We start from the raw sequence: 23,763 nt of genomic DNA, 5'->3' as shown, positions 1-23,763 counted from the left end.
CGGCAGCAGGTCCGGGACCCGCCGCCAGACTCGGCCCGTCCGGTGGTCGCCGCACAATTATTTAATCGAAAGAATGCGTAATGATATTGAAAACACAGACAGCTTGGCGGTGGGGGAAGTACTTGCTGGGCGTTATTTTTCTGGTCGTGCTGTCGGTGCTGGTGGGCGCGGCAGTTTTTTTGCGCGCCAGCTTGCCTCAACTGGAAGGCAATGTCCGGGTGCCTGGGCTGAGTGCGGCGATGAGCGTGGATCGGGATGCCGCCGGGGTTCCCACCATCAAGGCCCACGATCAGTTGGACTTGTCGTATGGCGTCGGTTATTTGCATGCTCAAGATCGTTTTTTTCAGATGGATTATTTGCGCAGGACCGGCGCCGGCGAACTGTCCGAGCTGTTCGGTTCGGCTGGCCTGGAGCTCGATCGTGAACACCGGCTGTATCGCTTCCGCGATCAGGCTGGCACGCTGTTTGCGCACCTGCCGCCCGAGGACCAGGCCCGCTTGCAACGCTATGCCAAGGGTGTCAACGATGGTTTGGCTGCCTTGTCCGCGCGGCCCTTCGAGTATGCGCTGTTCGGCCAGCAACCGGCGCCCTGGCGACCGGAGGATTCCCTGTTGGTCATTTGGGCAATGTATTTCCAGTTGCAAGGCACGCTTCCTGCGCGCCAGATCGCCCGTCAATGGTTGCGTCAGCAAACCACACCGGAACAACTGGCCTGGCTGTTGCCATCGTCGAGCCAGTTCGATGCGCCGCTGGACGCGGCTGGCGTGGTCGCCGCGGCGGTGCCGCAGCCGGCCGTCGCGCCGGTCTGGTTTGGCGCGGCCGGCAAGGTCGTGAGCAAGAGCGCGTCGCTTGATTATCGCTCCTCGGTCGGTAGTAGCAACTGGGCCATCGCGGGTCTGCGCAGCGCACATGGCGCTGCCATTGTCGGCAGCGATATGCATCTGATGCTCGGTTTGCCGAATACCTGGTATCGCGCCGTGTTCGACTATCCCGCCAAAACCGGCAAGGCGAGGCGGATCGCGGGCGTCACGCTACCCGGCTTGCCGTTCATGGTGGCTGGCAGCAACGGACAGGTGGCATGGGGTTTCACGGTCGCGTATGCGGACTGCTTTAATCTGGTTGCGCTAGAGCGGGAGAGCGCGGCAAGCCGCAGGTTCAAGGTCGATGGCGCCTGGCAGGTGGCGGCCAGTACGGTCGAAACGATCAAGGTGCGGGGGGCGCCGCCAGTTGCCTTGACGGTGTTGAAGACCTCGCTCGGCCCGGTACGGGAAATCGACGGCCGCTACTATGCCATGCATTGGGTGGCGCAGTCCGCGGGTGGCGTCAATCTGGGCATCGGCAACATCGCTGAGGCCAGCGACATCGGCGGCGCCCTGGCCGCGGCCAGCCGGTCCGGCATGCCGGCCCAAAACATCGTGGTGGGCGACCGCGCCGGCCATATCGGCTGGACCATCGCCGGCGCGCTGCCGGATCGCCGGGCTGCGTTGGCCGGGCCGCCGGATGGCGCCGCTGGTTGGGGGTCGCTATTGCCTGCGGCCGACTATCCGCGCGCGGTCGATCCGCCCGGCGGGCAGCTGTGGACGGCCAACAATCGGCAATTGGCTGGCGATGCCTATCGCTTGATCGGCGATGGTGGCGCAGATATCGGCGCCAGAGCCGGCCAGATACGCGACGATCTCACTGCGCTGGGCAAGACCGATGAACGGGCCGCGTATCAGCTGATGCTCGATGATCGTGCCCTGTACATGCAACGTTGGCGCGATCAGGCCCTGCGCGTGCTCGATGGCGGCGCGCTGGCAGGACGGCCGGAGCGGGCCGAATTCCGCCGCTTGCTTCTGGAGAGCTGGAGTGGACATGCGAGCCTGGATTCGGTGGGCTATACCCTCGCGCGCGGCTTCCTGTATCAGCTGTACGACGTGATTTTTAACGGTACCAATGCCCGTTTGAAGCAGATTGACGGAGGGGGCGACTATGAGTTGGCGAATCCGCGCTGGCCTGCCCTGGTCGCCCGTCTGCTTGAAGATCAGCCTGGCGCATGGCTGCCGGCCGGCGCGCATAGCTGGAGCGCGGTGCAGCTGATGGCGATCGACAGGACAATTGCTTCCCTCAAAGACCAAGGCATCGCGCTCAATCAGGCCAAGTGGGGCGAGCGCAATACGCTGAAGATCGCCCACCCTTTTGCAGCAAGCCTGCCGCTGCTGGGCCGCTGGCTGGCGGTGGCACCGGAAGCCGTACCGGGCGATTCGCATATGCCAAGGGTGGCCGGGCCCGACTTCGGGCAGTCGCAGCGTATGGTGGTGTCGCCCGGCGCCGAGGAGAACGGTATTTTCAATATGCCGGGCGGGCAGAGCGCCCACCCGCTGAGCCGGTTCTTCCTTGCGGGTCATGCATCCTGGGTCAGGGGCGATATGACACCGTTCCTGCCTGGGCCTGCCCGCTACCGCTTGGCTTTTTCGCCCTGATGGCAGCGCTGAAAGGAGCAGATCAATATGATGCACAATAATCGCTGGCTGGGCGGCCAGCCGCTCGCGCGGCCGCGGCTAAGACTATTCTGTTTCGCCCATGCGGGGGGGAATTCCGCCGATTTCATGGCATGGCAGGCACAGTTGGCACCGGATATCGAAGTCTGCGCCATTCAGTTGCCGGGCCGTGGCGAGCGATGGTCCGAGCAGCCCAGGATAGCCATGCCGCTGTTAATTGAGACCCTTGCCCGGGTCGTCGCATGCCATGCCGATATCCCCTTTGTCCTGTTCGGCCACAGTTTGGGCGCGATTCTGGCGTTTGAGGTTGCACGTTACTGCCAATGCCACGGCTTGCCGGTTCCGGTTCATTTAGTGGTTTCGGGTTGCAGCGCTCCAGCGCACTTTAGCGGGCAGCGGCGCGATGTTCTCGATGACAATGCATTGATGGACCTCCTGAAACAAATGAATGGCACCCCGGCCGAAGTCTTGGCGCACAAAGAATTGATGCAATTAGTCTTGCCTATGTTACGGGCTGATTTCGAACTGGCGCACACTTATGCCTATTCCAGCGGACCTCGTTTGTCTATGCCGATTATCGCGTTGGCTGGCACGGCGGATGACTATGCGCAGGCCGACAGCTTCAGTGGCTGGAGGGACGAGACCGATGCCGGATACGATCAGTTCCAATTCTCCGGCGGGCATTTTTTTATCCAGGAACGCAGTGCCGAGGTGCTTGCCTGTTTGATGGGGAAGTGGAGGAAATCACAGCCGGCGTGACAGCAAAACCGGTAGCGATGATGGCAACATCACCACCATCGGTACCGGGTCGCGCATGCCATTTAAATGCTGGCTTGTTTTATTCTTTCAGATTATAGGTCACCACATAACGAACTATTTCGGCATTGTTCTGGAAGCGCATTTTTTGCATTAATCTGGCTTTATGAGTGCTCACTGTTTTATTGCTGATTGATAATTCTTCCGCTGCTTCGTTGACACTATTACCTTGACCGAGCAAGCGCAGGATATGGAATTCGCGATTCGACAGAACTTCGTGAGGCAAACGCTGAGCTGGGCTGCTTGCTTCGAACACCATCTGTTCTGCCATCTCTGGATCAATGAAACGTCCTCCCGCAGCCACTTTGCGGATGGCCGCCATCAGGATGTCAGGTTTATTGTACTTGGTAAGATACCCTGATGCGCCTGCCGCCAGAATGCGCCGCGCGATGGGCGGTTCATTATGCATGGTGAGCACTAAAACTGGTGGATAGGATGCATGGGCAAGTATCCTTTGAATAAGATTGACCCCACTGATACCCGGCATGGTAATGTCGAGCAGCACCAGATCGATGCCGCCGGCGCGTAACGCATCAAGCACTTGTCCGCCATGGGATGCTTCAGCCACAACTTCCACCTCATCTTCTAAGGTGAACAGCTGTTTCAATCCTTCCCGTATAAGTGCGTGATCATCTGCAATTAACAAGCGGATCATGGCTTGCCCGATACAGCATTTCTGGGGATGGATACGGTGATTTTTGTTCCTCGTTTGCTGGAAATATCAAGTTGACCGTTCAAGATCAATACCCGTTCTCGTATACCGATCAAGCCGAAAGATTGTTTTTTCTGCAGCGAGGGGTCAAATCCTTTACCGTTATCGCCCACCTCGAAAAAATAATGGCTTTTCGTGCACGTCAAGCTCACATCCACTCTGCTTGCTTCGGCATGGCGGCTAACATTAGTCAAGGATTCTTGCACTATGCGAAAGATTTCAGTCGTGTGTTTTTCATCCAGGTCCATGTCATTTTCAATTGCAAACAATGTACATACAGTAGTAGGGTTGGCATCGTTGAATTCTTTGATGAAACACTCCAGTGCCGGCACGATTCCCATGTCCAGCGCCGGCGGCCTTAGCGATGAAATCAGGTTCCTGACCGCCAAAACAGTAGAGTCGGCTAGCATGATCAAGCGTTGGATCCCGGCTTGCAATGCATCATCCTGCTTACACTGCATTCCGAACACTAATATCCCCATGCGCAAGGCAGACAGGCGTTGCCCGAGTTCGTCATGAATCTCGCGTGACAAGTACTTCAGTTTTTCCTCTCTTGCTGTTTCATTACGCGCAGCGAGTTGCCGTAGCTGCTGTTGTGATTCCTCCAGAGAGACTATTGGGTTATAAACCATGCGAGCGTTTTTTTTCATTATCATGACATTCTGTATAGTTTCAAAGGGTATTTATATTGAACTGCCAGCTTGCCTCGTTTAAAGTTTGCATAGCTTCTCGGCAATGAAAAAACCGCACGTTGAATCGTCCAAGCATACTTTTCCATGCGGACAAAAGTCGACCGCCATATTGCGTGCAGGAAAAAGACAGCTTGACAGGCCGTCGATGTGAAAGCCGACGGCGGGGGCGCCGATTTCGGTGGTGTTCGAGGAGGTCACGCCGCGGATGGTGATCTGCACCGCCGAGTCGCCGGTGGCCTGGAACGTCACGTAGGGAATTTCATTGGCCAGGTCTTTGGCGCTGGTGACGCCCATGCGGTTCAGGTTGTCCTGGCTGTAGGCGGTGACCGCCAGCGGGGGTTCAGCAACGAGGTAGGGTAGCGGGTGGCGGTGACCTTCACTTCCGGAATGACTTCCTTTTCGCTTTCGCTGGCCGGGGGCGGAGCCTGGGCATGGGCGGACATACCGATCAGCCCGCACGCACTGGCAACGGCCAGGCTGACCAGGGTCCTTCTTGTCTTCGGATACAACATTGCGTCTCCTCGTTGATTTTCTTGATGATCGTTTTTAGCCCGCGGCCCGGCACGGCGCCGCGTCTGCACTCCACCCTGCCGCCGCCTCGGGCAACACATCCATGATCGGCTGTTCCACCACCTGCACATTGATTGGTAACGCTACCAATCAATGTGCAAAATATATCACTCATTGTTTTTAATTGTCAACGATACTTTGTGCGGATTTAACAGTCTGTTGAAAAATCCCAGCGCCCTGTCAACGGGGCTGTGAGCGTCAACGTTGTGTAATGAAAGCAACTTTCCCCTTCGAAACCATGCGCTAGTCCGACGTCACCGAGCACGCCATGTTCAGCTACCGATCGCTGGAAGAGCGCATTCCTGAGTCGCATCCGCTGCGCAAGCTGCGCATTCTCGTCGATGGAATTTTGCAGAGCATGAGTGCGGAGTTTGCACCGCTGTACTCGCGTCGTGGACGTCCGTCGATAGCGCCCGAGCGTTTGCTCAGAGCCAGTCTGATCCAAATTTTGTTCACGATCCGTTCCGAACGCCAGCTCGTCCAGCACATTGAATACAACTTGCTCTATCGCTGCTTTGTCGGCATGAATATCGACGAGGCAGTTTGGAATCACTCGACATTCAGCGCCAGCCGCGAGCGCCTGTTCGGTGAAAGTATGGCGCAGCGTTTCTTCGCCCAGGTCTTGCTCGTCGCGCAATGGCAAGACGTGATTTCGGACGAACATTTCACGGTCGATGGCACCCAGGTTGAAGCATGGGCATCGATGAAACGTTTTGTCAAAAAGGACGGCAGCGGCACGCCGCCCGAGGATGGCGGGCGCAATCCAACCGTCGATTTCAAGGGTGAGCAGCGTTCCAGCGACACGCATCATTCGACCACCGACCCGGACGCGCGGCTGTACAAGAAAAGCGAGGGTGACAAGTCGCGGATGAGCGACCTGAGCCATGCGCTGATGGAGAACCGCAATGGCCCTTGTGGTCGATGCCGAAACCACACTTGCGACCGGAACGGCGGAGCGCGAAGCGGCGTTGACGATGGCCAAGCGCAGCATGACCAAGGCCGGATCCACACTGGGCGGCGACAAGGGCTACGACGTCGCCGCGTTCGTCAAGGAGCTGCGTGAACTGATCACAGCGCAAGTCGCCCAGAAGAAAAACAGCGCCATCGACGGACGCACGACGCGCCACGACGGTTACGCAGCAAGCCTGAACAAGCGCAAATTGGTCGAGCAGATCTTCGGTTGGAGTAAGACGGTAGGTGGTCTGCGCAAGGCGCGTTTCGTCGGCCTGGCGAAGGTCAAGGCGCAAACAATCTTCACCTTCGCGGCCTACAATTTGACGCGCATGGCGACGATCTTTGGTTGGCGTTTGTCGGCGGTATAGGGCGGAAATCCGCCCGGAGATTGCCGAACGGCACGAAAACACGCGAAAAGCACCTTGAAAACCGGCCAGAAAGCGCTTCCGAGGCGTCATGCGGGTTTGCGAGTGAAAAATTGCCGCTGTTCACCGATAAATCCCGAAGGTATTGGTGGCTTTTTCAACAGCCTGTTAGATAAACATTATCTCGCAGACAGGCGAAGCTTGCCGGCCAGCGCCGATTCGCCGGCGATGCCGGTGTGCCATTGGGAGCGCACTCATCGGCGCACTGCGTTTATCATGGCGTCTTCGTCAGCAAGGGACATTCTTGCTGTAACCAAGGGTATTAATGATGCAACGAATTGTGCTTGCTTTTTCCATGGTCATCTTCTATTGTGCAATGCACCAAAACAAGAATATGGTGCAATCTTGACAGCGCAACACAAGAAGAGCAGCCTGGCGGCCCTGACCCTGGCTGCCGTCGGCATCGTCTACGGCGATATCGGTACCAGTCCCCTGTACACCCTCAAGGCCGTGTTCCACGAGGACCACGGCCTGGCCCTGAACACCCCCAACCTGCTTGGCATTATTTCCCTGATCTTCTGGGGGCTGACCCTGATCGTCTCGCTCAAGTACGTCACCCTGGTGCTGCGTGCCGACAACCGCGGCGAGGGCGGCATCATGGCGCTGATGGCGCTGGCGCTGAACTCGGTGACCAAGGCCTCCAAATGGTATTTCCCGCTGATGGTGCTGGGCGTGTTCGGCGCCACCATGTTCTATGGCGACAGCGTGATTACCCCCGCCATTTCGGTGCTCGGCGCGATCGAAGGGCTGGAAGTCGCCATTCCCGGCTTGCCCGGCTGGGTGGTGCTGCTCGTTTCCGCCATCGTGCTGGTGGCCCTGTATTCGCTGCAGCGGCGCGGCACGGCCGGCATCGGGCGCTGGTTCGGGCCGGTCATGGTGGTCTGGTTCGCCACCCTGGCGGTCATGGGCGTGGTTAACATTATCGAGGCGCCCCAGATCCTGGCCGCCCTCAATCCCCTGCACGCCTTGCGCTTCATGCTGGAAAACCGCTTCACCGCCTTCGTCGCGCTCGGCGCGGTGGTGCTGGCGCTGACCGGGGCCGAGGCGCTGTATGCCGACATGGGCCACTTCGGCAAGAAACCGATCCGCGCGGCCTGGTTCCTGATCGCCTTTCCGGCGCTGGCGCTGAACTACATGGGCCAGGGCGCACTGCTGATCATGCATCCCGAGCACGTGAGCAATCCCTTCTACAACCAGCTCGGCAGCTGGAGTGTTTATCCGCTGCTGCTGCTCTCGACCATGGCCGCCGTGATCGCCTCGCAAGCGACCATTTCCGGCACCTTCTCGATGACCAAGCAAGCCATCGCGCTCGGCCTGATGCCGCGCATGCGCGTGCTGCACACCTCGGAAAGCGAAATCGGCCAGATCTACATCCCGGCCGTGAACTGGCTGCAGCTGGTGGTCGTCTTGATCGGCGTGTTCATTTTCCAGTCGTCCGACGACATGGCCGGCGCCTACGGCATCGCGGTCACCGCCACCATGCTGTGCACCACCATCCTGACCTTTTTCGTGACCCGCTACCGCTGGCATCTGCCGCTGGTGCTGTGCTTCGGCGCGACCGGCTTTTTCATCGTCATGGACATCATGCTGTTCTCGTCGAGCACGCTGAAACTGTTCCACGGCGGCTGGTTCCCGCTGCTGCTGGGCGCGATCCTGTTTACCGCCATGATGACCTGGAAGCGCGGGCGCCAGCTGGTGTTCGAGAACCTGCAGTCGCACGCCATTCCGCTCGACGAGTTCCTGCAGTCGCTGTTCGTGGCGCCGCCGACGCGCGTGTACGGCACCGCGATTTTCCTGCGCGGCGAAAGCGACGGGGTGCCGCACGCGCTGCTGCACAACCTGTCGCACAACAAGGTGCTGCACGAGCGCGTGGTATTCCTCACCGTGCACATGCTGGAAGAACCGTGGGTGCCGGCGGCCGAGCAGGTCAGGGTCACCGCGCTGGGACACAATTGCTTCCAGATCAATGTGTTCTACGGCTTCAAGGATGAACCGGATATTCCCAAGGTGCTGGTCCAGTGCGAGGAGCACGGCCTGCCGTTCGAGATGATGGAAACGTCCTTCTTCATCGCGCGCCAGACCGTCATTTCGGCTCCGGGCGGCGGCATGGCGCCATGGCGCGAGCACCTGTTCGTGGCCATGTCGCGCAATGCCCGCGGCGCCGCCGACTACTATCAGATTCCTCCCAACCGGGTGATCGAGCTGGGGACCCAGGTCGAAATCTGATAGTCGTCGACAGGATACAAGTCGATACATAAACCCCACACTTTTGATGCGAGACGAATAGTGCGGCGATGGGCAACTGCTGCTAAACTTTGGCAACTTTTTCCGTCACCGCCCAAGGATTTCATGAAACTCAAGCTTACTCTCGCCGCCGCCCTGGTTGCCACTTTTGCCCTGACCGCTTGCGGCAGTTCCGACGACAGCCCGGTCCAGGTGCCGCCGATCACGGTCGTCACCAGCCCGACCGCCCTGAGCACCAAGGATACGGTCGCCGGCACCGGCGCCGAAGCCGTGGTCGGCAAAAAAATCAGCGTGAACTACAGCGGCTATCTCTACGATTCGAGCAAGCCCGACAATAAAGGCGCGAACTTCGAAACTTCCAAGGCACCGGTGGAGTTCACGCTGGCCAAGGGCGAGCTGATCGAAGGCTGGGTCCAGGGCATTCCCGGCATGAAAGTGGGCGGCAAGCGCACCCTGTCGATTCCGTCGAGCCTGGCATACGGCCCGAGCGGCAGGGGCGCCATTCCACCGAACGCCGGCCTGGTGTTCGACATCGAACTGGTCGCCGTCAAGTAAGTGTGGTGTACGCCGCGCCGATGCTGACCGCATCGGCGCGCGACTGATGCGCCTCAAATAAAGCGCGCAAAGTCGGCCGATGCTTGATCCTTTCACAGCCTGAAAGGATCAAGCCATGTCTCCTCGCATTTTCCTGCTTGCCCTCGTGCTCGCGCCGCTGACCAGCGTTGCCGCGTCGCGTTATGCGGTCACGCCGCTGCCCCTCAATACCAATCCTCTCGGCATCAACAATGCCGGCCAGATCGTCGGCGACCGCCCCGGCGACGGCGGCCATCGCGGCTTCCTCTGGTCGGACGGCATCTTGACCGAGATCGGCACCTTCGGCGGCCCCGCCAGCTCGGCCACGGCCGTCAACCGGCATGGCCAGGCCACCGGCCACGCCAGCCTGCCGGGCGGGCAGGCGCGCGCTTTCCGCTATGCGGGCGGCACGCTGGCCGAACTGGCCATCCCCGGCAGCACCGACAGCCTGGGCACCGCCATCAACGATGCGGGGCAAGTGGCAGGGCAGTACCTGACCGCCACGCCCGCCTACCGGGCTTTCCTGTACAGCGGCGGCGCCAGCACCGACCTGGGCACCCTGGGCGGCGGCTTCGCCTACGCGGCCGGCATCAACAATGCCGGCCACGTGGTCGGCGTGTCGGCGCTGGACGATACCTCGCCCTATCTGGCGCACGCCTTCCTGTATGCGAACGGCAAGATGAGCGACCTCGGCACCCTGGGCGGCAGCTACAGCGCCGCCGCCGCCATCAACGCTGCCGGCACCGTGGTCGGCAATGCCTGGGTGCAGGGCAGCGAGCATGCCTTCATTTACGCCAACGGCAAGATGACCGACCTGGGCACGCTGGGCGGGCGGCGCAGCTACGCCAATGCGGTCAACCTGGGCGGCCAGGTGGTGGGGCGCTCGGACAGTCCCGGCGACGCCGACTCGCTCGCCTTTTTGTATGAGGGCGCCGGGCTGATCGACCTGAACACGCTGATCGATCCGGTACTCGGCTACACCGTCCACAACGCTACCGGCATCAACGACAGCGGCCAGATCGCCGCCTACGGCTGCCGCAACGGCGGCAGCGAGTGCGGCGGCCTGCTGCTGCACCCGGGTGCCACGCCCGAACCGGGCACCTGGGCCATGCTGCTGGCCGGCCTGGGACTGGTCGGCTGGTGCCGCCTGCGCACCGCACGCATGACATAACACAGGGCGCGCGGCGGCCGTGCGCGCACGATGGCAGCTGGTCCATCTTCGAGGATTTTGCCATGTCCACTTCCCATCCTGCTTTTGCCCTCGCGCTGCTGCTGTCGGCCGGCGCCGCAGCGGCCGCCCCTGCCGCCGTGCCTACCGCGGTTCGCTCCTACACCGTGACCGTGTTGCCCGATGCAATGAGTCCCGCCGGCATCAACAATGCCGGCCAGATCGTCGGCACCCGCAATGGGCAGGCATATCTGTGGTCGGCCGGCGGCGGCATCGACCTGGGCACCCTGGGTGGCGCCAGCAGCACCGGCACGGCGCTCAACCGCTTCGGCGAGGTGACCGGCGGCGCGCTCACCGCCAGCGGCGACGAACACGCCTTCATCTACAGCAAGGGTGTGATGACCGACCTGGGCACCATCGGCGGCGGCACGCTGACGCACGGCACGGCGATCAACGACCGGGGCCAGGTGGCGGGCAATTTTCATGCGCCCGCCACTGGCTGGGGCGCGTTCGTGGGGGAGGGTGGACAGCTGCGCGACATCGGCAACCTCGGTGGTGCCAGCATCTGGGCCAGCGGCATCAACAACGCCGGCCGCGTGGTGGGCAGCTCGCTGGGGCAGGACGAGTTCCATCCGCCCCAGACCGCTTTTGTGTACGAGAACGGCGTCATGAGCGCCCTCAACTATTCACCGTCGGGCAGCAGCACCGCCAACGCCGTCAACCAGGCTGGCCAGATCACCGGCACCGACTGGCACGGGCCCGAAAGCGCCTACCTGTACACGAACGGCATGACGCAGGTGCTGGGAAGCATGTATGGCCTGGCCGCCTGGGGCACCGCGCTCAACAACCGGGGCGAGGTAGTCGGCAACCTGGGCGGCGCGCTGCAAGTGCCTTTCTTTGCGTTTATCTATGCCGATGGTCGCATGAGCGACCTGAACACGCTGATCGATCCGGCCCTCGGCTGGACCGTGCAGAGCGCCGCCGGCATCAACGACCTGGGCCAGATCGCCGCCTACGGCTGCCATGACAGCGAGGGTTGCGGCGGCCTGCTGCTGGCGCTGACCAGCCCCGTGCCCGAGCCGCAGGCTCAGGCCATGCTGCTGGCGGGCCTGGCATTGCTGGGCCTGGCGTGGCGGCGCGGCCTCAGCGCAGCATATCGATGTGCATGATGCCGTCTTCGTCGTAGGGCTCACTCACCGTCGCGAAGCCGAAGCTGGCATAGAACGCTTCGAGATGCTGCTGGGCGCCGATGCGGATGCGCTGGCCCGGATACTGGCGTTCGGCGCAGGCGATGCCCTCGGCCACCAGCGCGCGTCCGCTGCCGCCGCCGCGCGCGCCTTTGGTGGTAAGCACGCGCCCGAGCGACATGTCATCGAACTTCACGCCGGGGGCAATGCAGCGCAAGTACGCCGCCAGCACGCGCGCGCCATCGACCGTGTGCCAGCCAAGCAGGTGGTGCGCGCCCTGGTCGTAGCCGTCGAGGTCCGGATACAGGCAAGTCTGCTCCAGGATGAACACATCCTGGCGGCTGGCCATCACCGCGTACAGATCGGCGCCGGAGAGCTCGTCGAAGTGGCGCCATTCCCAATTGATCATCGTATTCCTTTCATTCACAGTGCGGGGCAGGCGTCGCCGGACGGCGGTGCCGGCGCGTGTTCGGGCGCGTCGGGCGCGGCGAAGGCGCGGCTGAAGGTAAAGGCGCGCGCACTGGGGCCGTGGGCGCGCAAATGCGCCAGGCTGGCGATGGCATCGTCCACCGTGGGACGCTGCCCGCGCGGCACCCACCACAGCACCGTATAGGCCTCGGCCATGCGCTCGAACCACTCCTTGCGCCGCTTCATGATCTCCACGTGCGCGGTCTTGTACACGTAGTGGTTCAGCGCCGCCACGTCGTCCCAGACCGACATGTTGATGATCTCGTTTTCGCCGAGAGGACTGAGGGCGGTCGCGTTGCCGTCCTCGGTCTGCAGGCGCCACACGAAGCCGGGCGACTGTTCGGCGAGCGCATTGATGCGGTCGAGATTGGCGACGAAATCGGCCATCACGGGCGAATCGATGGGGCCTTTCATCAGGGCGACATTGAGTTGGGCCAGCTGGTAAAGCGACATGGGCTCTTTCGTTGAGGAGGGTCAGTTAGCGGTTTCAAAACCTTCTAATACATTCACGACATTGATGCCGATCTCGTTCACCGCATACCCGCCCTCGAACACAAACGCGGTCGGCAGGCCGGTATGCGCGATGCGTTCGCCGATGCGCAGGAAATCGCTGCTTTGCAGCGCGAAGGACGACAGCGGGTCGCCCGCGAACGTATCGACGCCGAGCGAGACCACCAGCGCGTCCGGCGCGAAGCTGGCCAGCTTGATGCAGGCCGACTCCAGCGCCAGGAACCACTGCGCCGGGGTCGATCCGGCCGTCAGCGGCAGGTTCATGTTGTAGCCCATGCCCTCGCCGTCGCCGGTCTCGCTGGCGTGCCCCAGGTAGAACGGATACTCGGCGCGTGGATCGGCGTGGATCGAGATGAACAGCACGTCGTTGCGCCCGTAGAAAATGCTCTGGGTGCCGTTGCCGTGGTGGTAGTCGATATCGAGGATCGCGACTTTCCTGGCGCCGTCGTCGAGCAGGTGCTGGGCCGCCAGCGCGGCATTGTTCAGGAAGCAGTAGCCGCCGAAAAAATCGGCGCCCGCATGGTGCCCGGGAGGGCGGGTCAGCGCGAAGGTGCCGCGCTCGCCCAGGCGCAGCGCATGCGCCGCGTTGACCGCGCAGTCGGCCCCGGTCTTGGCCGCGATCCAGGTGCCGGCGGTGAGCGGCGTGCCGCTGTCCATCGAATAGAGGCCCATGCGCGCGGCAAAATTATCGGGCTCGATATCGGTGCGCATGCCGCGGATCGGCCACACCGACGGAAACGCATCCTTGTCGGCGTTCGCTTCGTCGAGCGCCACCCACTCGCTCCAGGCATTGCGCAAAAAATGCAGGTAGCGCGGGGTGTGGATGCGTTCGAGCGAGACCAGCGACACGCCGTGCGGCGTGACCACCTTGCCCAGGCCGCGCCGCTCGAATTCGGCCAGCACCATGTCGACCCGCTCCGGCTTTTCGAAGCACGGCACCAGGGCGCCACGGAACATCTCGTGGCGCCCGCGGTGCTGGGCATGGTGCTCGTTATAAAAGGTCAGCACGCTCGGTCACCTCAGTCGCCGCATAATGTGCTGCTGTTGTAGGCGGCCACGAAAGCGTCGAAGCTGCCGGTCTGGGTCTGTTCGATGATGACCTGTTCGGCCAGCGAGGTGGCTGCCATCTCGTCGAACAGCGCCGCTTCGGCCGGCATCAAGGGGCTGTCGCGGAACGCCGCCGCGTGCAGCGCGCTCTGGCGCAAACCGAAAGCGGCCGAGGAACCGAGCGCGCGCACTTCGTCGAGCACGCGCGCCGACGGCGTGAGCGCCGGATTGGCGATCTTGGCCCGTTGCGCGGCCAGCGACGCCGCATGCACGCCATCGTCGCTATGCCGGGCATCGCTATGCTGGCTGTCGAGCAGCGCCGCGACCGGGGCGATGCGCCCGATCAGCTCATCGGCCCAAGCGGCAAGCGCGATCTCTTCGCCGTGGCGCGTCAGGGTCAGGCCGGGACGGCGCCCTTCCTTCACGGTGCGCGCGAAATTGCGGGCGTGGACCTGGCTTTCCATCTGGTTGATCAGCGGGCTCTCGTCGAGGGCGCAGAACAGCAGGAAGGCATCCATGAAGCGCCCCGTTTCGACGCTGATGCCGATCGCCTCGAACGGGTCGACATCGAGGCAGCGCACTTCGATGTACTGCACGCCGCGCTTGCACAGCGCCTGCACCGGACGCTCGCCGGTGCGGATCACGCGTTTCGGGCGGATGGTCGAATAGTATTCGTTCTCGATCTGCAGCACGTTGGTCGACAGCTGGATCCACTCGCCATCGCGCCTGGTGCCGAGCGCCTCGTACGGCTGGTACGGACGGTTCACCGCGTCCATCAGGCTGGTGACGTAGCTCTCGAGCGAGTTCTCGTGCGGCGTGAGGCCCGATTGCGCATCGTTCTGGTAACCGAGGTCGCTCATGCGCAGGCTGGTCGCATACGGCAGGTACAGCGTGTCGCCGGACAGCGTTTCGAGCTGGTGTTCGCGGCCGCGCAGGAAGCCCGTGGACAGCGCCGGCGAGGCCCCGAACAGGTACATCAGCAGCCAGCTGTAGCGGCGGAAGTTGCGGATCAGGGCGATGTAGCTTTCGGACTGGAAGTCGCGCAGCGCGCAGCGCCGTTCCTCGGGAACGCCTTCGCTGTTTGAAAACAGCTGGAACATCTGCTCCGGCAGCGAGTAGTTGTAGTGGATGCCGGCGATGCACTGCATCGCTTTCCCGTAGCGCAGCGCCAGGCCGCGCCGGTACACGTGTTTGAGCATGCCGATGTTCGACTTGCCGTACCAGGCGATGTCGATGTCGGCTTCGTCGGGCAGCTCGCACGGCATCGATTCGCTCCACAGCATTTCGTCACCCAGCTTGGTGTAGGCGTAGCGGTGGATGGCGTCGAGCTTGTGCAGGGTGGTGCCGATGTCGTGTTCCGCCGGCGTGATGAATTCGAGCAGGGCTTCGGCGTAGTCGGTGGTGATCTGCGGGTGGGTCAGCGCGGCGCCCAGCGCTTCCGGGTGCGGCGTGCGCGCCAGGCGCCCGGCGCGGTCCACGCGCAGGGTTTCGCGCTCGATGCCGCGCAGCCCCTGGCCCAGCAGGGCGCGGTGTTCATCATCGTCGAGCAGGGCCAGGCGGCGGGTCAGTTGGTTCGACACGGTGAATCCTTTCTTGTACTGCCAAATAGGTAAGTGCTGCGAGATTAACCGAAATCCGGCGAGCGCGCCTGCGGCTCGATTTTCCTGCTGGGGTGGGGCGTGGTTTTTACTACAAGGCTTATTTTATATGCAATGCCCGGGCTGCGCGCCAAGGCGGTGGGCCAAGGCGGCGCGCCAAGGCGGTGGGCGGGGGCGCATCACGCGCTTACGAAGCCGGTTTTCTGGCCGCCGCGATCCATGCGTCGACCTGCTGTTCGAGCAGGGCCAGGGTCAGCGGCCCGTTATCGAGCACCACGCTGTGAAAGCGCCGGATGTCGAATTTGTCGCCCAGCGCAGCCTGCGCCTTCTCGCGCAGGGCGCGGATTTTCAGCTGTCCGACCTTGTAGCCGAGCGCCTGTCCCGGCCAGGCGATGTAGCGGTCCACTTCCAGCTCGTTGTCGGAAGGCGCGTTGGCGGTGTTGGCGTTCATGTAGTCGATCGCCTGCTGGCGCGTCCAGCCCTGGGTGTGGATGCCGGTATCGACCACCAGCCGCACCGCGCGGAACATGTCGGCGTTCAGGTGGCCGAAGGCCGAAAACGCATCCTTGAAAAAGCCCATCTCCTGGCCCAGCGACTCCGCATACAGGGCCCAGCCTTCGCCGTAGGCGGCGTGCCAGCCATGGCGGCGAAAGGCCGGCAGGTCGGCGATGTCGGCGGCGCGCGCCACCTGCAGGTGATGGCCTGGCAGCGCTTCGTGCAGGGCCAGCGTTTCCATCTCCCACATTGGGCGCGTCTCCAGCAGCGAGGTGTTGACCACGAAGGCCGCCGGACGCTCGGCGTTGCCGGCCTCGTACCAGGCCGCGCCCTGTTTCTCGGTGCCCGGACCGGAAGCCGCCTTGACCTGCACCTCCTGCGCGGGCACGGCCGCGAACAGCTTGGGCATGGCCGCGCCGGCGCGCGTGATGATGCGCCGGTAGCGCGCCAGCAGCGGGTCGGCGCTGGTGTAGAACAGGCGCGGGTCGGTCTTGGCGAACACGATGAACTGGGCGAAGCCGCCGCTAAAGCCCGTGCGCGCGATCGCCGCCGTCATGTCGGTGCGCAGGCGCGCCACTTCCTTCAGGCCCAGCGCGTGGATATCGGCCGGGGCCATGTCGATGGTGGTCTGGCGCGTCACCGCCAGCAGGTAATAATCGAGGCCGGACGGCAGCGCGCTGGCCGCGATCGACTCGCGCGCCACGGGCAGGTAGTCGGTGCGGATGAACTCTTCGAGCTCCTGCAGCGCCGGCGCCACGCGGTTGCGCAGCGCGGCTGGGCCGGCCAGCGCAAGGGCGTCGCGCACCGGCTTGTCGATGGTGGCCGGGATCTGGCGAAACGGCAGGCCCAGCGCGCCGTCGACCGCGTTTTCGCGCAGCTGCTTGAGGATCGCCGGCACGGCGCGCACCGACACTTTGGGCGCGACCCAGCCGGTACGCATTCCTTCGCGCAGCTGTTCGATCAGGCCCGATACATGGGCCGGCACCGCGTCCAGGCGCGCCAGGTAGTTGCGGTAGTCGGTCTCGGTGGCGAACGGCATTTGCGCGGCCAGTTGCGCCAGGTTGATGTGGATGCCGGCGTAATAGCTGATCGGCTGCGCCTGGAACGGATACAGCGCGGCCGCCTTGACCGCCTGCTCCTTCTCCCACACGAACAGGTCGTAGGACAGCTGCTGCTGGCCGGTGAGTTTGTCGCGTTCGATCTGCCTGGCCTGTTCGAGCATCTTGCGCTGGTGCGCATTGGCGGCCCGGCTGGCGGCCAGGGTGGTGTCGCTCAGGGTGGCATCGTAGCGGTAGTCGCCCAGGGCGGTGGCGTATTCGGGCTGGTTTTGCAGGCGCCACTGCCAGTCGCTGTCGAACAGGGCGCGCGCCTGCTGGTCGGGGGTGCGTTCGGCCGCAAGCACGGGTGCCGCGCCGGCGGCCAGCGGGGCGAGCATCAGGACACAGATGGCGATCAGTTTGCGCATCTGGTCATTTTAGCAAAGGCACTGTTGCGTACGCGGCACCGCAGAAACTTACGCGGCGCGCCGTCCACCGCTGACGCGCTCGATGCCGGCCAGGTCGCGCCAGCTCTGCACCTCGGAGTAGCGGCCATCGGCCAGCAGGGCGCGCACCTGGGCCGCCTGGTCGTAGCCGTGCTCCATCAGCAGCCAGCCCTGGGGCGGCAGATGGCGCGGTGCGCCGGCCACGATGGTGCGCAGGGCCGACAGGCCGTCGGCATGGTCGGTCAGCGCCCCCGCCGGCTCGAAGCGCAGGTCGCCCTGGGCCAGGTGCGCGTCGCCGTCGGCGATGTAGGGGGGATTGGAGACGATCAGGTCGAACGATTCGCCATCGATGGCTGCGAACCAGTCGCTTTGCACGAAGCGCACGGCGGCGCGGTTGGCGAGCGCGTTGGCGCGCGCCACCTCGAGCGCGGCGGCGCTGACGTCGAGGGCGGTGACGCCGGCGTCGGGCCGGGTGTGGGCCACGGCCACCGCGATGGCGCCGCTGCCGGTGCCCATGTCGAGCATGCGCCCGCGCAGCGGCAGGCGTTCGAGCGCCAGTTCGACCAGCAGTTCGGTGTCGGGACGGGGAATGAGCACCGCCGCGTCGACGGCAAAATCGAGGCCGTAGAATTCGCGCCGGCCGACGATGTAGGCAATCGGCTCGCCTTGCATGCGCCGTTCGACCAGCGCGTTCAGGGCGGCCGCCTCCGCTGCGCTGAGCACCCGTTCGGACTGGGTGATCATGCCGATGCGCGTGATGCCCAGCGCATGGCAGGCCAGGATGCGGTTTTCCAGCGGGTCGAGCGGCAGCAGTGCCTGCAGCGCGCCGACTGTGGCGCCGGCGGCGACCATCAGCGTGGGCTGCGGCGCGCCAGCACGACCAGCAGCGAGACGCTGATGATGGCGAACCACAGGGTCGACCATTGCGGAATGGTCAGGCCGAGCAGCTTGTCGACCGCATCTTCGCACAGGCCGTCGGCTTCGAAAATCCAGGGCAGGTAAATCGCGGTCGGGACCTGGTTGAGCATGGTCTGCATCGGATCGATGCCGCACGAGCGGCCCGGATGGGCCAGCACCCACAGCTGCTTGCCGGCGAAGAAAAGGCCGGTCAGCGAACCGGCCAGGCCGAAGAAGCTCCACAGCTTGAACTGCCTGGCCGACGCCGCCGCCAGGCAGATCAGCCCACAGAAGAAGAAGGCGTAGCGCTGGATCACGCACAGCGGGCATGGCAGCATGTCCTTGTAGTGCTGCAGGTACAGCGCCGCGCCAATCAGGGCGAAGCAGATGGCGGAGAGTGACATCAGGATCGTGCGGTTATTTGGCATCGGATAAGTCCTAGAAGTGTTTTTATTGGCGTCTCTTGACATGCAGCGCGGGTACGCCGCATGCGCAGTCTACAACGGACAGCTTACCAACTGCTTAATCGCCCAGCGCCGCCAGCAATTCGGCCTGGTGTTCTGCGGCCAGCGCGTTGGTCAGTTCGGTCAGTTCCCCATCCATGATGAAGTCGAGTTTATACAAGGTCAGGTTGATGCGGTGGTCCGTCATGCGGCCCTGCGGGAAGTTATAGGTGCGAATCCGCTCGCTGCGGTCGCCCGAGCCGATCAGGCTTTTGCGGGTGGCCGCTTCCTTCGACTGCTGCTCGCGCAGCTGCACGTCCTTGATGCGCGCGGCCAGCACCTTCAGCGCCGAGGCCTTGTTCTTGTGCTGGCTGCGGTCGTCCTGGCATTCGACCACGATCCCGGTCGGCAGGTGGGTGATGCGCACCGCCGAATCGGTCTTGTTGATGTGCTGCCCGCCGGCGCCCGAGGCGCGGTAGGTATCGATGCGCAGGTCGGCCGGGTTGATGTTGACGTCTTCGACTTCGTCCGCCTCGGGCATCACCGCCACGGTGCAGGCCGAGGTATGGATGCGGCCCTGCGTTTCGGTGGCCGGCACGCGCTGCACGCGGTGTCCGCCCGACTCGAACTTGAGCTTGGAGTAGGCGCCGTTGCCGATCAGGCGCACGATCACTTCGCGGTAGCCGCCCAGGTCCGAGACCGATTCCGACACCGTCTCGACCTGCCAGCGATTGCGCTCGGCGAAGCGGACGTACATGCGCAGCAGGTCGCCGGCGAACAGGGCCGACTCGTCGCCGCCGGTGCCGGCGCGGATTTCGAGGAAGATGTTGCGCTCGTCGTTGACGTCTTTTGGCAGCAGCATCTTCTGCAGGTCCATCTCCAGCTGCGCCACGCGCCCCTTGGCGCCTTCGATTTCTTCCTGCGCGAAGTCCTTCATGTCCGGGTCCGACAGCATCTCCTGCGCTTCGGCGATATCGTTCTGGGCGCTTTGGTACTCCTTGTACAGCGCCACCAGCGGACCGATTTCGGCGTGCTCGCGCGTCATCTTGCGGTAGGCGTCCATGTTCGAGGTCGCGCCTTCGCTCATGAGCAATTCGTCAAGTTCGACAAGGCGGTTGGCCAGTTGATCCAGCTTGGCCAGCATCGATGGTTTCATAGGGTGCTCGGTAAATGGTAAGGAACGGCAGGGAACGGCGGGAGCCGCGGCCGCAGGACGGCGGCGCGGCGCAACGACAAGCCGGGGCGCTAACGGCGGCCGCGGAACAATTGCGGCAGCAACGTTGCGAGGCGGGCGCGCTCGTCGCCCTGGGCGCGATGCAGCGCCTGCTGCGGGCCGTGCAGGAACTTGGCGGTCAGGCCCTTGGACAGGGCGTCGAGCACGGCGTCGACATCCTCGCCGCGCGCCAGCATTTTCTTGGCGCGTTCGAGTTCGAACAGGCGCATCGCTTCGCTGTTTTCCTGCAGGTCCTGGATGACCGGCACCATGGCGCGGTCGTCGATCCAGTGCATGAACGACTTCACGCGCGTTTCGATGATGGCCTCGGCCTGGGCCACGGCGGCCTGGCGGCTTTCAAGGCCGGTCTGGACCACCTGTCCGAGGTCGTCGACGGTGTACAGGAACACGTCGTCGAGGCGGCCGACTTCGGCCTCGATATCGCGCGGCACGGCCAGGTCGACCATGAACATTGGTTTATGGCGGCGCGCCTTGATCGCACGTTCGACCAGGCCCAGGCCGATGAGCGGCAGCGAGGAGGCGGTGCACGAAATGACGATGTCGAACTGCGCCAGCTGCTCGGGCAGCGCGGCCAGGCGGATCGCCTTGCCGTTGAAGCGGTGCGCTAGCGTTTCGCCGCGCTCCATGGTGCGGTTGGCGATGGTGATGTTTTTCGGGTTCTGGGCCGCGAAGTGGGTGGCGCACAGCTCGATCATTTCGCCGGCGCCGATGAACAGCACGTTCTGGTCGGAGATCTTGTCGAAGATGCGCTGCGACAGGCGCACCGCGGCCGCCGCCATCGACACGCTGTGGGCGCCGATTTCGGTGGTGGTGCGCACTTCCTTGGCCACCGAGAAGCTGCGCTGGAACAGCTGGTGCAGATAGGTGCCCAGGCCGCCGGCTTCGTCGGCCAGGCGCATCGCGTCTTTCATCTGGCCGAGGATCTGCGGCTCGCCCAGCACCATGGAATCGAGCCCCGAGGCGACCCGGAATGCATGACGCACGGCGGCATCGTGCGGCAGCATGTACAGGTGCGGGCGCAGTTCGGCGAAGTTGAGCTTGTGGTAATCGGCCAGGAAGTGGGCGCTCGCATCGAGCGGATTGGCGACATCGCTGGCGGCGTACATCTCGGTGCGGTTGCAGGTCGAGAGGATCGCCGCTTCGTCGCCGCCACGGGCATCGATGCGGGCAAACCAGCCGCGCGCCGCCTGCACCGCCTGGCCGAGCTGGTCAGGCGCGAGCGCCAGCTGCTCGCGAAGCGAGACCGGTGCGGTGGTGTGGTTGAGGCCGACGGCGAGCAGTTGCATGGCTTTACAGTGTACGGAGTTATACCGACATTATACCGTGATGCGTCAATGGCTTACCGAAAGGGGGTAGTTTTGGTGCGGGAGGGCAACGCTGGCGGGCGATGAAGCGGAACCTCGGGGGCTTGTTGCCGAGGCGTTCAATGCCGGGCTAACTGAACTGTTCCTGGCAATATCGGTCTAAAAAATGACAAACCCGCCGGAAGGCGGGTTTGTCTGGAATTTGGGTGGCCCCGGTGAACGGGACCAAAATCCTACCTAGTGTCATCACCAGTAAGGGTGGCTGGGAGAGGACATTCCTAGGGCTGCCAACAAATTATAGCACCGTGTGCACAAAAATCAAGCAGGGGTCAACATGAACTGGATCGACCTTGAGCGACACTTTTTCCACTGCCCGGCTGGGACGTTACCGGGCCTCGTGCGCGGGCGATGAGCACAAGGCCGCGTCGGCCTATGTGAACAATATGCTGCTGGCGGGAGCCATGACGCCCATGTTGCGTGTTCTGGAAATTGCACTCAGAAACGGAATTCACCGCCGCATGTCCGCGCGGTATCAACGGCCCGACTGGTGGGAGGCGTTGGCGGGCGATCCGGCCTTTGCGCGGCAGACCAACGAGGTCACGCGGGCGAAGGACAAGCTGCACCGGCGAGGCGAAATCGGCACGCCCGACAAGATTGTCGCGGAGTTGGCCTGTGGTTTTTGGAGTTCGCTGTTCAATGGCGTCTATACAACGGTCGTCCGGAAAGATCTGCGCTTGGTTTTTCCCCGCTGCCCGAAAGCGCTGCGCAAGCGGCAGGCCGTCTCTTCAGCGCTGAATCAGATGCGCGATTTGCGTAATCGCGTATTCCACCACGAGCCACTCATATGGTTGACTCCCGACCTGCCCGATTGGCACGCCAAGGGGACGGAAGTGATCGGGTGGATTGATCCTCAACTGGTGCTATGGCTGGCTCGCTTCGATCCCCTGCCTGCCACATGGGCCACTTGCCGGCCGCGTTAGCGCCACGCGGAGTCGGCCGATGGCGCGTATGCCGCGCACGGGTTCACGCCCCCAGCTTTTCCAGCCGATATCCATAGCTGTACACCGGCACCAGCCGGAATCCGTTCTCCGGCCGCAACTGCAATTTGTTTCTTACACGCGACACATGGGTATCCATGGTGCGCGACGGCACGGCCGTTTCGCGGATCCACACCGCCTCGTGAATATAGGCGCGCGACAGCGGCCGGCCGATATTCCGAAAAAACAACAGTGCCAGGTAGAATTCCTTGTGGGTGACCTCGATCACGTTCCCGTCCATGAGCAGGCGACCCGGCCGGGTTTCGAAAATGTAGGGTCCGAACTGCAGCTGTTCCGCCCCGTTCTGGGCCGGATAGGCGCGCCGCAGCAGTGCCTGAACGCGCGCCACCAGCTCGCCCCGGCGCAGCGGCTTGACCATGTAATCGTCGGCCCCGGCGGTGATGCCGGCCACGATATCGTCCTCGGCCGAGCTGCTGGTGAGGAACATCATCGGCGTGGTGCCCGGCAGCTTTTCCTTGGCCCGGCGTAACACTTCGGTGCCGCTCATGTCGGCTACCTGCCAGTCGAGAACGAGCATGTCGAAGCTGTCCTTGCGTAGCTGTCCCAGCAAATCCTTCCCACTGTCAAACGACTGACAGACGTGTCCAGCGGAGGTAAGAACCTGGCATATCAGGTCCGCCTGGCTGCGGTCATTGTCTAGGACGGCAATTCTCATGGTGGCATGTGTCGTACGTAAAAACGTGTTGTCGGTGGCGTTCTACTATTGCTACTGAATAGTTACTTTGAATATAACAGACTTTTCCAAAGCAACACTAAAGTGAAACACATTAATTTACACGAGGCAACGAACTGAGCTGTCGTGCCATGCCCCCGTCTGATAACACGGTACACTGGAAAAACGCCGAATTCAATCGACATTTTGAGTCTTGAAAGAAATTTACATATCGAAAGGAGAGCCATGAACGTCGACTGGACACTGATCCCGGAAAATCCGGGAGCGATTTTGCAAGTCCGCGAACAATGCCGCCGCATGGTGCGCAACCGCGCCGCCGTCGCCGCCGGCGTGGCGGCGCTGCCGGTGCCGGGGCTGGACGTGATGTCCGACCTGTCCATGCTGACCGGCCTGGTCAATGACGTCAACACGGCATTCGGCCTGACCGCCGAGCAGGTCGAGCACCTGCAGCCGGCCTACAAGCGCATCGTCTACGGGGCGGCCGCGGGGGTGGGCGGGATGATGGTGGGTAAATTGATCACGCGCCAGCTGGCGGTGCAATTGCTCAAGCGTACCGGGCTGAGGGTGTTTGCCAAGTCGGCCGCGCGCTTCGTGCCGCTGGCCGGACAGGTCGCTTCGGCAGCGATCGGGTTTACGGTGTTCCGCAAGCTCGGCTACGATCATGTGGACGCCTGCACCACGGTGGCGCAGCAATTGCTGGCGGCGCGCACCGCCTAGCGTCCGGCGCCGCCT

At 63.1% G+C, this 23,763-nt stretch carries 21 protein-coding genes and 1 pseudogene; 9 read left to right on the top strand and 13 right to left on the bottom strand.

Annotation, left to right across the window (positions count from 1 at the left end; all coding sequences use genetic code 11):
- Positions 1–80: 80 nt before the first annotated feature.
- Together RBA41_RS17370 and RBA41_RS17365 are read left to right on the top strand one after the other, a co-directional pair.
- Entirely contained in the window at positions 81–2,462 is a 2,382-nt protein-coding gene (locus RBA41_RS17370) for a penicillin acylase family protein (RefSeq protein ID WP_306625387.1), read from the top strand.
- A gap of 27 nt (positions 2,463–2,489) precedes the next feature.
- The gene (locus RBA41_RS17365; RefSeq protein WP_306625386.1) at positions 2,490–3,239 is read left to right on the top strand and encodes a thioesterase II family protein; all 750 of its coding nucleotides are present in this window, start codon (positions 2,490–2,492) and stop codon (positions 3,237–3,239) included.
- Between the two features lie 79 nt (positions 3,240–3,318).
- On the opposite strand, the gene RBA41_RS17360 is transcribed toward RBA41_RS17365, so the two are convergent.
- From RBA41_RS17360 to RBA41_RS17350, 3 genes are read right to left on the bottom strand one after another with little or no spacing between them, the layout of a single operon-like run.
- Positions 3,319–3,951: a response regulator gene (locus tag RBA41_RS17360; RefSeq protein ID WP_306625385.1), complete on the bottom strand. Its 633-nt coding sequence runs from the start codon at positions 3,949–3,951 to the stop codon at positions 3,319–3,321.
- A complete protein-coding gene (locus RBA41_RS17355; RefSeq protein WP_306625384.1) occupies positions 3,948–4,664 on the bottom strand; it encodes a sensor histidine kinase in 717 nt (238 codons plus the stop codon). The genes RBA41_RS17360 and RBA41_RS17355 overlap by 4 nt, the downstream gene beginning before the upstream one ends.
- A gap of 54 nt (positions 4,665–4,718) precedes the next feature.
- A complete protein-coding gene (locus RBA41_RS17350) occupies positions 4,719–4,994 on the bottom strand; it encodes a hypothetical protein (protein ID WP_306625382.1) in 276 nt (91 codons plus the stop codon).
- Positions 4,995–5,538: 544 nt separating this feature from the next.
- Here RBA41_RS17350 and RBA41_RS17345 point away from each other — a divergent pair.
- The 5 genes and pseudogenes from RBA41_RS17345 (at position 5,539) to RBA41_RS17325 (ending at position 11,803) form a co-directional block, all read left to right on the top strand.
- Positions 5,539–6,592: pseudogene (locus RBA41_RS17345) on the top strand (IS5 family transposase).
- Positions 6,593–6,994: 402 nt separating this feature from the next.
- Positions 6,995–8,875 carry a potassium transporter Kup gene (locus RBA41_RS17340; RefSeq protein ID WP_306625380.1) on the top strand — a complete coding sequence of 627 codons (1,881 nt, stop codon included), beginning with the start codon at positions 6,995–6,997 and terminating at the stop codon, positions 8,873–8,875.
- A gap of 123 nt (positions 8,876–8,998) precedes the next feature.
- Positions 8,999–9,448 carry an FKBP-type peptidyl-prolyl cis-trans isomerase gene (locus tag RBA41_RS17335; RefSeq protein WP_306625379.1) on the top strand — a complete coding sequence of 150 codons (450 nt, stop codon included), beginning with the start codon at positions 8,999–9,001 and terminating at the stop codon, positions 9,446–9,448.
- A 115-nt stretch (positions 9,449–9,563) separates the two neighbouring features.
- Positions 9,564–10,637 (top strand): PEP-CTERM sorting domain-containing protein, encoded by a 1,074-nt coding sequence (locus RBA41_RS17330; RefSeq protein WP_306625378.1) that lies wholly within the window; start codon positions 9,564–9,566, stop codon positions 10,635–10,637.
- Positions 10,638–10,699: 62 nt separating this feature from the next.
- On the top strand, positions 10,700–11,803 hold the full coding sequence (locus RBA41_RS17325) for a PEP-CTERM sorting domain-containing protein (RefSeq protein WP_306625377.1): 1,104 nt from the start codon (positions 10,700–10,702) through the stop codon (positions 11,801–11,803).
- Here the strand turns inward: RBA41_RS17325 and RBA41_RS17320 are convergent.
- From RBA41_RS17320 to hemA, 9 genes are all read right to left on the bottom strand, one after another.
- Positions 11,778–12,230: a GNAT family N-acetyltransferase gene (locus tag RBA41_RS17320; protein WP_306625375.1), complete on the bottom strand. Its 453-nt coding sequence runs from the start codon at positions 12,228–12,230 to the stop codon at positions 11,778–11,780. The two genes, RBA41_RS17325 and RBA41_RS17320, sit on opposite strands and share 26 nt — an antisense overlap.
- 14 nt (positions 12,231–12,244) lie before the next feature.
- On the bottom strand, positions 12,245–12,742 hold the full coding sequence (locus RBA41_RS17315) for a DUF3291 domain-containing protein (RefSeq protein ID WP_306625374.1): 498 nt from the start codon (positions 12,740–12,742) through the stop codon (positions 12,245–12,247).
- Between the two features lie 21 nt (positions 12,743–12,763).
- On the bottom strand, positions 12,764–13,807 hold the full coding sequence (locus RBA41_RS17310) for a histone deacetylase family protein (protein WP_306625373.1): 1,044 nt from the start codon (positions 13,805–13,807) through the stop codon (positions 12,764–12,766).
- Between the two features lie 11 nt (positions 13,808–13,818).
- A complete protein-coding gene (gene gshA / locus RBA41_RS17305) occupies positions 13,819–15,426 on the bottom strand; it encodes a glutamate--cysteine ligase (protein ID WP_306625372.1) in 1,608 nt (535 codons plus the stop codon).
- 205 nt (positions 15,427–15,631) lie between these two features.
- Positions 15,632–17,404 (bottom strand): DUF885 domain-containing protein, encoded by a 1,773-nt coding sequence (locus RBA41_RS17300; RefSeq protein ID WP_306625371.1) that lies wholly within the window; start codon positions 17,402–17,404, stop codon positions 15,632–15,634.
- Between the two features lie 48 nt (positions 17,405–17,452).
- Positions 17,453–18,274, bottom strand: a complete 822-nt coding sequence (prmC, locus tag RBA41_RS17295) for a peptide chain release factor N(5)-glutamine methyltransferase (protein ID WP_306625370.1) — start codon at positions 18,272–18,274, stop codon at positions 17,453–17,455.
- Positions 18,274–18,747, bottom strand: coding sequence for a disulfide bond formation protein B (locus tag RBA41_RS17290; protein ID WP_306625369.1), 474 nt, complete (start codon positions 18,745–18,747; stop codon positions 18,274–18,276). The genes prmC and RBA41_RS17290 overlap by 1 nt, the downstream gene beginning before the upstream one ends.
- Positions 18,748–18,841: 94 nt before the next feature.
- Complete coding sequence (gene prfA / locus RBA41_RS17285) at positions 18,842–19,918, bottom strand: peptide chain release factor 1 (protein ID WP_306625367.1); 1,077 nt, start codon at positions 19,916–19,918, stop codon at positions 18,842–18,844.
- Between the two features lie 89 nt (positions 19,919–20,007).
- Positions 20,008–21,282: a glutamyl-tRNA reductase gene (gene hemA, locus RBA41_RS17280; protein ID WP_306625365.1), complete on the bottom strand. Its 1,275-nt coding sequence runs from the start codon at positions 21,280–21,282 to the stop codon at positions 20,008–20,010.
- A 368-nt stretch (positions 21,283–21,650) separates the two neighbouring features.
- On the opposite strand from hemA, the gene RBA41_RS17275 reads away from it, so the two are divergent.
- The gene (locus RBA41_RS17275) at positions 21,651–22,280 is read left to right on the top strand and encodes a hypothetical protein (protein WP_306625363.1); all 630 of its coding nucleotides are present in this window, start codon (positions 21,651–21,653) and stop codon (positions 22,278–22,280) included.
- A 43-nt stretch (positions 22,281–22,323) separates the two neighbouring features.
- On the opposite strand, the gene RBA41_RS17270 is transcribed toward RBA41_RS17275, so the two are convergent.
- Positions 22,324–23,013 carry a response regulator transcription factor gene (locus RBA41_RS17270; protein WP_306625361.1) on the bottom strand — a complete coding sequence of 230 codons (690 nt, stop codon included), beginning with the start codon at positions 23,011–23,013 and terminating at the stop codon, positions 22,324–22,326.
- Between the two features lie 243 nt (positions 23,014–23,256).
- On the opposite strand from RBA41_RS17270, the gene RBA41_RS17265 reads away from it, so the two are divergent.
- Complete coding sequence (locus tag RBA41_RS17265) at positions 23,257–23,748, top strand: hypothetical protein (RefSeq protein WP_306625359.1); 492 nt, start codon at positions 23,257–23,259, stop codon at positions 23,746–23,748.
- Positions 23,749–23,763: the final 15 nt, after the last annotated feature.

The sequence above is a fragment of the Massilia scottii genome (assembly GCF_030846495.1).
GTDB classification, from domain to species: domain Bacteria; phylum Pseudomonadota; class Gammaproteobacteria; order Burkholderiales; family Burkholderiaceae_D; genus Telluria_A; species Telluria_A violaceinigra.
The sequence above is the reverse complement of the archived record's forward strand: the minus strand, read 5'-3'. Positions and strand labels throughout refer to the sequence as shown.

Excerpts from the sequence above, each read along its gene's own strand:
- RBA41_RS17370 (WP_306625387.1), top strand. The coding sequence starts at position 81 with ATGATATTGAAAACACAGACAGCTTGGCGGTGGGGGAAGTACTTGCTG.
- RBA41_RS17365 (WP_306625386.1), top strand. The coding sequence starts at position 2,490 with ATGATGCACAATAATCGCTGGCTGGGCGGCCAGCCGCTCGCGCGGCCG.
- RBA41_RS17360 (WP_306625385.1), bottom strand. The coding sequence starts at position 3,951 with ATGATCCGCTTGTTAATTGCAGATGATCACGCACTTATACGGGAAGGA.
- RBA41_RS17355 (WP_306625384.1), bottom strand. The coding sequence starts at position 4,664 with ATGATAATGAAAAAAAACGCTCGCATGGTTTATAACCCAATAGTCTCT.
- RBA41_RS17350 (WP_306625382.1), bottom strand. The coding sequence starts at position 4,994 with ATGGGCGTCACCAGCGCCAAAGACCTGGCCAATGAAATTCCCTACGTG.
- RBA41_RS17335 (WP_306625379.1), top strand. The coding sequence starts at position 8,999 with ATGAAACTCAAGCTTACTCTCGCCGCCGCCCTGGTTGCCACTTTTGCC.
- RBA41_RS17330 (WP_306625378.1), top strand. The coding sequence starts at position 9,564 with ATGTCTCCTCGCATTTTCCTGCTTGCCCTCGTGCTCGCGCCGCTGACC.
- RBA41_RS17325 (WP_306625377.1), top strand. The coding sequence starts at position 10,700 with ATGTCCACTTCCCATCCTGCTTTTGCCCTCGCGCTGCTGCTGTCGGCC.
- RBA41_RS17320 (WP_306625375.1), bottom strand. The coding sequence starts at position 12,230 with ATGATCAATTGGGAATGGCGCCACTTCGACGAGCTCTCCGGCGCCGAT.
- RBA41_RS17315 (WP_306625374.1), bottom strand. The coding sequence starts at position 12,742 with ATGTCGCTTTACCAGCTGGCCCAACTCAATGTCGCCCTGATGAAAGGC.
- RBA41_RS17300 (WP_306625371.1), bottom strand. The coding sequence starts at position 17,404 with ATGCGCAAACTGATCGCCATCTGTGTCCTGATGCTCGCCCCGCTGGCC.
- prmC (WP_306625370.1), bottom strand. The coding sequence starts at position 18,274 with ATGGTCGCCGCCGGCGCCACAGTCGGCGCGCTGCAGGCACTGCTGCCG.
- RBA41_RS17290 (WP_306625369.1), bottom strand. The coding sequence starts at position 18,747 with ATGCCAAATAACCGCACGATCCTGATGTCACTCTCCGCCATCTGCTTC.
- prfA (WP_306625367.1), bottom strand. The coding sequence starts at position 19,918 with ATGAAACCATCGATGCTGGCCAAGCTGGATCAACTGGCCAACCGCCTT.
- hemA (WP_306625365.1), bottom strand. The coding sequence starts at position 21,282 with ATGCAACTGCTCGCCGTCGGCCTCAACCACACCACCGCACCGGTCTCG.
- RBA41_RS17270 (WP_306625361.1), bottom strand. The coding sequence starts at position 23,013 with ATGAGAATTGCCGTCCTAGACAATGACCGCAGCCAGGCGGACCTGATA.
- RBA41_RS17265 (WP_306625359.1), top strand. The coding sequence starts at position 23,257 with ATGAACGTCGACTGGACACTGATCCCGGAAAATCCGGGAGCGATTTTG.